Annotated in this window: 9 protein-coding genes; 6 read left to right on the top strand and 3 right to left on the bottom strand. The window is 40.2% G+C overall.

Annotated features, from left to right (window positions below):
• Positions 1-2 precede the first annotated feature (2 nt).
• From recF to DWA30_RS05610, 3 genes are read left to right on the top strand one after another with little or no spacing between them, the layout of a single operon-like run.
• Positions 3-1067, top strand: a complete 1065-nt coding sequence (recF, locus tag DWA30_RS05620; protein ID WP_245933866.1) for a DNA replication/repair protein RecF — start codon at positions 3-5, stop codon at positions 1065-1067.
• Positions 1064-1477: a hypothetical protein gene (locus tag DWA30_RS05615; protein WP_114491558.1), complete on the top strand. Its 414-nt coding sequence runs from the start codon at positions 1064-1066 to the stop codon at positions 1475-1477. Before recF ends, DWA30_RS05615 begins: the two co-directional genes overlap by 4 nt.
• A gap of 48 nt (positions 1478-1525) precedes the next feature.
• Entirely contained in the window at positions 1526-1822 is a 297-nt protein-coding gene (locus tag DWA30_RS05610) for a DciA family protein (protein WP_114491557.1), read from the top strand.
• 56 nt (positions 1823-1878) lie between these two features.
• Here DWA30_RS05610 and DWA30_RS05605 read toward each other — a convergent pair whose 3' ends face one another.
• The gene (locus DWA30_RS05605) at positions 1879-2298 is read right to left on the bottom strand and encodes a nucleoside-diphosphate kinase (protein WP_114491556.1); all 420 of its coding nucleotides are present in this window, start codon (positions 2296-2298) and stop codon (positions 1879-1881) included.
• 59 nt (positions 2299-2357) lie between these two features.
• Complete coding sequence (locus DWA30_RS05600; RefSeq protein WP_114491555.1) at positions 2358-3407, bottom strand: alkaline phosphatase D family protein; 1050 nt, start codon at positions 3405-3407, stop codon at positions 2358-2360.
• An 81-nt stretch (positions 3408-3488) separates the two neighbouring features.
• On the opposite strand from DWA30_RS05600, the gene DWA30_RS05595 reads away from it, so the two are divergent.
• From DWA30_RS05595 to DWA30_RS05585, 3 genes are read left to right on the top strand one after another with little or no spacing between them, the layout of a single operon-like run.
• A complete protein-coding gene (locus DWA30_RS05595) occupies positions 3489-4511 on the top strand; it encodes a DHH family phosphoesterase (protein ID WP_114491554.1) in 1023 nt (340 codons plus the stop codon).
• On the top strand, positions 4501-5055 hold the full coding sequence (gldI, locus tag DWA30_RS05590; RefSeq protein WP_114491553.1) for a gliding motility-associated peptidyl-prolyl isomerase GldI: 555 nt from the start codon (positions 4501-4503) through the stop codon (positions 5053-5055). The genes DWA30_RS05595 and gldI overlap by 11 nt, the downstream gene beginning before the upstream one ends.
• 7 nt (positions 5056-5062) lie before the next feature.
• Entirely contained in the window at positions 5063-6166 is a 1104-nt protein-coding gene (locus DWA30_RS05585; RefSeq protein ID WP_114491552.1) for a peptidylprolyl isomerase, read from the top strand.
• Positions 6167-6239: 73 nt separating this feature from the next.
• On the opposite strand, the gene DWA30_RS05580 is transcribed toward DWA30_RS05585, so the two are convergent.
• On the bottom strand, positions 6240-7703 hold the full coding sequence (locus DWA30_RS05580; protein ID WP_114491551.1) for an aminoacyl-histidine dipeptidase: 1464 nt from the start codon (positions 7701-7703) through the stop codon (positions 6240-6242).
• Positions 7704-7751: the final 48 nt, after the last annotated feature.

The raw sequence follows: 7751 nt of genomic DNA, 5'->3' as shown, positions 1-7751 counted from the left end.
CTGTGTCGCTTTTAAACTATAAGAATTTTGCCGCCGAAACATTTGCGTTCGACCCTAAGATCAACTGTTTTGTAGGTCATAATGGGGTTGGCAAGACCAATGTTTTAGATGCGATCTATCACCTCTCTTTTGGAAAGAGCTACTTTAACCCCATAACAAGCCAAAACATAAAACACGGGGAAGACTTCTTTGTGATCGAAGGCAAATACGAAAAAAAGTCGAAAGAAGAAAAGATAGTCGTGAGTGCCAAAAAAGGACAAAAGAAGATCATTAAACGCAATGGTAAAGCTTACGAGAAATTTAGTGAGCATATTGGCTTCTTACCGCTGGTCATTATTTCTCCGGCCGATAGAGACCTCATTATTGAAGGCAGTGACACACGTCGTAAATTTATAGATGGTGTTATCTCCCAAGGGGACCCTGCTTACTTGCAAACATTAATAAATTACAATAAAATACTGGCGCAGCGCAATTCTTTACTAAAGTATTTTGCCGCAAATAATACGTTCAGCAGTGATACCCTAGAAATATATAATGAACAACTTCACGAATACGGTACGATTATCTTTGGCAAGCGATCGGCGTTCATAGAAGAATTTTTGCCAATATTCTTAAAGCGACACCAATCCATCAGTAAGGGCAACGAACAAGTAAGCCTAACCTATAAGAGTCAGTTAAATGAGCAAGACCTGTTTAGCCTACTCAACGAAAATATTCAGAAGGACAAAATAACCCAGTACACCAACTTTGGGATTCATAAAGATGATCTCTTATTCGAAATAGACGGGCATCCTATTAAAAAGTTTGGGTCCCAAGGCCAGCAAAAATCATATCTCATTGCTCTTAAATTGGCGCAATTCGATTTTATAAAAGCACATAGCAAAGTAAATCCAATTCTGCTGTTAGACGACATCTTCGACAAACTGGATGCGCAACGCGTCGAACAACTTATTAAATTAGTGGATGACGAAAATTTTGGGCAGTTGTTTATTAGTGACACCCATGCCGATAGAACCGAAGCAGTTATTAAAAAAGTACACCAATCGTATACCATGTTTCCCTTATGAGAATAATCACCCTCCTTTTTTTGCTTTTAATTATTGGCTGCGGAAAGCCCTCTAACACGATTCAACTAGAACAACTTCCCGGCTATTGGGAGATCAAGACCGTAGAACTCCCTAATGGACTGGAGAAACAGTTTAATGTAAATACTACCATCGATTTTATTGAGGTCAACGGAGATTCTGGAATTAGAAAAAAGGTAGCACCCCAGCTGGACGGTACTTATCGCACGAGTGAATCTATAGAAAAATTCAACATACTTAAGGAAAACGACAGTGTTTTTCTGATTTACAAAACGCCCTATGACACCTGGCGCGAAACAATTATCAAGTTACAAGACAGTGTGATGCAAGTAAAAAATCAAGACGATAAGGTATATACCTATAAGCGATTTCGTACCTTTGATTTTAATTGATTTACGAATACGATTCCGCTATTTTCTTCGGAAGAAAATCTTACAGTTGTGAGCAAAAGACAAGGTGACCATAACCCAATAAGTACTATTCTACAAGATTTTATTGAAACCAACAGACTGCAACAAGGTCTTGATAAAGTTTCAATAAAAGAAGCTTGGGCTACGGTTATGGGCGCTGCAATTGTTAAATATACAGCTCAAATAAAATTAGACCGAGACACCCTCTATGTACAGTTAAGCAGTTCGGTACTAAGGGAAGAATTAAGCTACGGAAAGCAAAAGATCATCGATCTTCTCAATGAAGAAATGAAAAAACCTCTCATCTCAAAACTGGTCTTACGATAAAAAAAACGCCCCTCGAATAAGGGGCATTTTCTGCAATAATTGAAGTTTAACTAAACTTAAAAAATTTCTCTTCCAGCAAAGTGAAACGCGCCTTCGATAGCTGCGTTCTCGTCACTATCACTACCGTGTACAGCATTCTCACCAATAGAAGCTGCATATAATTTACGAATGGTTCCTTCGGCTGCTTCATCCGGGTTTGTCGCCCCGATCAACGTACGGAAATCCTCTACTGCGTTATCTTTCTCTAAAATAGCCGCAACAATTGGCCCACGAGTCATATAGGTTACCAATTCACCAAAAAACGGACGTTCTTTATGGATGGCGTAGAATTCCTCTGCATCAGCAGTAGTCATCTGTGTTAATTTCATGGCAACGATCTTAAATCCTGCCGATGTGATTTTTTCTAATATAGCTCCAATGTGTCCTTTTTCAACACTATCAGGCTTTAACATGGTAAACGTTCTATCTGTTCTCATAGGATTCTTAAAATTTGGTGCAAAAGTAGTGAATTGAAAACAGAAAACAAGTAAAATCGTTATAGATTATACGACTGCACATATCGTTCGTATAACACATCGTCTTCACCTCTAATTTCGAATGTAATTTCGGCTTTCTCAAAGTCAATTTTGAGCACACCAAAATTCAATTCTTTGGTACCTTTAAAGACCCGGTGACGATTCTCCTCCATTGGCGTTCCCGGCCATGTGTGGGTCATACCACTGGACGTAAAATCGATCAACGGATAAGACAATCCCGGCACGGGAACACGTGAGATCTCGGCATGGTGCCTATCCCCACTTAATATTACAATATTCTTTGCCTTTGCATGCTGTAAAACGGAATACATTTGCTGTACTTCGGAAGGATGGTTCGCCCATTTTTCCCAACCGTGTTGATCGCTCAAAAACTGAATACTACTTACGATAAAGGTGAAATCGGGCGTAGCATCGCTCAATTCTTGTTCCAACCAGCGCCACTGCTCTGCACCCAGAATAGTACCTCCCTGCCCTACTTCCCAAGCATCGTATCGTCTATCGGGATCCTTGCTCGTTTTTAGAGAATCTCTAAAATAACGAGTATCTAAGGAAATTACCTTTATAGTGCCCGCGCCTGTAGTAAATACTTGTGCATTATACACACCGCGCCTTTCACGCCGCTCGTCTGTGGCAGGAACCTTTAAAAAATCCAAAAACAACTGTTGTGCACCTTCCTTGATCGCCCACTCCTTACCTGCATCGTTCTTTCCGTAATCATGGTCGTCCCACGTCCCGGTTATCTCGGTGCGAGCCGCTAGTGTTTGGTACTCTTTATTGGCCCAAGCCTTTGCATAATCGGCTTCCATCTTCTTTAGATCATCAGTATCACTATAAATATTATCACCTGCCCATATAAAAAGATCTGGGTCTTGTTGTATAATAGGGCTCCAAAGCGGTTGGGGTCTATCTTGGTCGCTACAACTTCCCAACACTATTGTGAATGTATCTGCCTCAGTAGTTACTTTTATTGCTTCGGAAGCGATTTTCTTTTCCGAAGCATTACAACAAAAAAGGAACGGGACTACAACTAGAAAAAACAGCTTTTTCATTGGATCTGTGTGTTAAAGATTTCTTCAAAATTAAGCAATGTATTCGAGTTGAAGGTTAATAAATTGTATCTTCGCAGGCGTATGAATACTGAAACTACCGCAATTGTATCGAAGCTTCTAGACTCCCCTAAAAAGATCGCTATTATTGGTCATAAAAATCCGGATGGCGATGCAGTCGGGTCCTGTCTCGGACTACAATTTCTTCTGAAACAAATGAAGCATCAAGCAGATGTCGTCATGCCTAACGATTTTCCCGAGTTTTTAAAATGGTTGCCGGGCTGCGACGCTATCACGATTCACGAAAAAGCAACAGAGCGCTCTAAAGCCATTCTTGAAGTAGCCGATGTGATTTTCACCTTAGATTTTAACGCATTAAACAGGTCTGGCGATCTTTGTCCTATCCTATCAGAAAGCGAAGCTTCTTTTGTAATGATTGATCACCATCAGGCGCCAGATGACTATGCAGTGGCTACTTATAGTGATACCACAATGAGCTCGACCAGTGAAATGGTGTATCATTTTATGAGCGCCTTGAACAAGATAGATTTGCTCACTAAAGATATTGCCACACAGCTGTATACAGGCATCATGACCGATACGGGCTCGTTCAGGTTTGCAGCGACAACCGCTATCACACATAACGTGATCGCACACCTCATTGAGGTCGGCGCCGATAATGCAAGCATTCATCAAAATGTATACGACACCAATAGTCAGGATAGATTGCGACTTCTAGGCGTGGCTTTAAAAAACCTCAACATCTTACCCGAGTACCGTACCGCATACATAACACTTTCGCAAAACGAACTAGACGAGCACAACTTTAAAAAGGGTGATACCGAAGGTTTTGTAAACTACGCCCTCTCGGTAAAAAATGTGGTGTTTGCGGTCATATTTATAGAAAACACTCAAGAGGCGATTGTAAAAATGTCGTTGCGTAGTAAAGGTGATTTTTCGGTAAACGAATTTGCCCGATCCCATTACAATGGAGGTGGTCACAACAATGCGGCCGGAGGCAGAAGTACTAAATCCTTGACCAAAACCGTTAGTGAATTTATTAGTATATTGCCCTCTTATAAAGATGCCCTAATTCATGATTCGTAATTTTCTATATCTACTATTCTTTTGTAGCTTGATACTCGCATGCAAAAGTCCGGAAGCTCGCAAACCTGTGAAGCAGTCAAGTGGCACATTTATCGAAGAATCTGTTGAGCGAAACAAAAAGATCTACGAAGCAGAAAAACAAGAGATCTTAAAGGTCATGGAAAACAGACCTGAAAATTCATATTTGGCTTCAGATAGTGGATTCTGGTATTATTACAATTCGAAAGATTCAACGGCAACGACCAAGCCAGATTTTGGTGATAAGATCACTTTTACCTATAATATAAAGGAGTTGGATGGTACCGTGGTGCTTTCCGAAGAAGAAAATGGTCTACAAGTATATAAGGTCGACCAAAGTAATCAGGACCTTATCTCCGGTATTAGAGACGGAGTGAAATTAATGAAGCCAGGAGAAACAGTAACCTTTCTCTTTCCGTCGTATAAAGCGTATGGCTATTACGGCATTCAGAATAAATTAGGCGCCAACACACCAGTACAAAGTACCATAACCTTAAAATCAATTGAACAAATTCAAGAAAATTAAAACAACTATGAAAAAATTAGTATTCGCTATTCTTTTATTATCACTGGCAGTCGTGTCTTGCCAGAGTAAATATCCCGATCTAGACAAAGGGGTCTATGCCGAATTTATTACAAACAAAGGTACTTTTGTAGCCAAATTATACCATGAAGCTACGCCTGTAACCACCGCTAATTTTGTGTCGTTGGCTGAAGGCGAAAATAAAATGGTCGATTCTACCTTTAGAGGGAAAAAATATTTTAACGGACTTACCTTTCACAGAGTCATTAAAGACTTTATGATACAAGGTGGGGACCCAACAGGAACGGGTAGCGGAAATCCCGGTTATACCTTTCCCGACGAGATCGTTGATACTTTAAAACACGATAGCAAAGGAATACTTTCTATGGCGAATTCTGGTCCCGATACGAACGGAAGTCAATTCTTTATCACCCTAAAAGAAACACCATGGTTAGACGGTAAACATACCGTATTTGGTGAGATCGTAAAAGGACAAGAAATAGTTGATGCCATAGGAGAAGTAGAAACTACCAAACCCGGTGACAAACCGGTAAATGAAGTTGTTATCAACGAAGTAAACATTATTAGAAACGGCAATGTAAAGATCGCTTCTTTTTCTTCGGAAATGGAAAAACTTGAGAAAGAAGAGATAAAGAGAAAAGAGGAATTAATGAGAACGGCAAGCGCAACCGTAAAATCCTTGGAAGAACTACGCGAAAATGCCGAAGAATTACCTTCAGGATTAAAGATTAATATTATTGAAGAAGGAACCGGAGAAAAACCGGCCGAAGGAAGCAAAGTGCTTATGAACTACGCCGGATATTTATCAGACGGAATGTTATTCGATAGCAACCGATTGGATGTAGCCGAAAAATACAATATGGTTAATAAAGCGCGATTGGCCGCAGGACAATACGTTCCGGTACCAACCGATTACAGTCCGGATGCTAAGCTTATTGCCGGTTTCCGCGAAGGACTATTACAAATGAGTGTTGGAGACAAGGCAGTACTGTTTATTCCTGCCCACCTTGCCTATGGACCAAGTGGGTATCCACCTGTGATCCCACCTAACTCCGATCTAATTTTCGAGTTAGAACTAGTTGCGATACAATAACTAGTTAATACTATAAAATTAAAAAAGCCTTTGTGAAGTTCACAAAGGCTTTTTTTTAGTAACCGTGATTAAATTATTTCGACTTTACGGGAATATTCTTAAGGATCTCAATTACAAATTCCCAGTATTTTTGAGCCGAGGATATACTCGCGCGCTCATCGGGAGAATGAGCCCCCTTGATGGTAGGCCCAAAGGAGATCATATCCATATCGGGATAGTTCTGTCCTAAAATGCCACATTCTAATCCGGCGTGACAGGCAGCTACATTTGCTTTTTGTCCGTTTAATTTTTCATAGAGTGAATCTAACACTTTTAATATGGGACTTTCCATATTGGGAGCCCAACCAGGATACGCTCCGGAAAATGCAACTGTAAATCCGGCCAATTCAAACACCGATTGTAGCGTATTGGCCAGATCGTTCTTAGAAGATGCTACCGAAGATCTGGTTAAACATTCAATGGTTATGGTTCCTTCCTTCACATTTATTTTGGCGATATTGTTTGAGGTTTCCACAAGATCATCGATTGCCGGGCTCATTCGATACACACCGTTGTGCGCACCATAAACCGCTTTAAGAAATAATTCTTGCTCCTGTTGCTCCATTACCTTTTCTATGGTCGCATTTTCTTTTTCTGCGGAAATAGAAATTGCCGGCTCTAAACTGTTGTACTCAGTGACAATATGTTCTTTTTCTTGTTCAAATTCTGAAAGAAATGCCTGTTCGTATTCTTTAGGTACTACCACAGTTGCAACACTTTCTCTAGGAATAGCATTTCGCAAACTACCTCCTTGTAAATTGGCAAGTTGCATAACCTTACGAGTACTGTACAGGAGTCGGTTCATTAGTTTATTTGCATTGCCCAGCCCTTTAATAATATCCATACCACTGTGTCCTCCTTGTAATCCCTTTACGGTAACTGTATAGGTAACACCATCGGTTGGAGCATCGGTCTCTCGATAGTTCTTTTTTGCAGTAATGTCTATTCCACCTGCACATCCAACACCAATTTCATCGTCTTCTTCTGTGTCAAGATTTAACAGTATATCACCTTTTAAAATCCCTCCTTTTAGCCCCATGGCTCCAGTCATTCCGGTCTCTTCGTCGATGGTAAATAGTGCCTCTAGTGGAGGATGTGCTATAGTGTCACTTTCTAATACTGCCATAATAGTTGCTACACCCAAGCCGTTGTCGGCACCTAGCGTGGTTCCTTTTGCTCGGACCCAATCACCATCTATATACATCTCTATTCCTTGCGTATCAAAATCGAAGGTAGTATCATTATTTTTTTGATGCACCATATCTAAATGCGATTGCATTACAATAGGGGTGCGATCTTCCATTCCCTTAGTAGCCGGTTTACGAATAATAACATTTCCTACTTCATCTTCAATCGTTTCTAATCCTAAGCTCTTTCCAAATTCTTTCATAAATGCGATCACGCGCTCTTCTTTTTTCGAAGGTCTTGGAACGGCATTAAGGTCTGCAAATTTATTCCAAAGTACTTTTGGCGATAATTCTCTTATAGCTTCATTCATCTTTTTTAATTTTAGAATGTAAAATTACGCAATTAGAACGGCTCAAAA

The sequence above is a fragment of the Candidatus Ulvibacter alkanivorans genome, assembly GCF_003333325.1.
In the GTDB taxonomy this organism is placed as follows: domain Bacteria; phylum Bacteroidota; class Bacteroidia; order Flavobacteriales; family Flavobacteriaceae; genus Ulvibacter_A; species Ulvibacter_A alkanivorans.
This window is presented reverse-complemented; position numbering and strand designations above follow the sequence as displayed.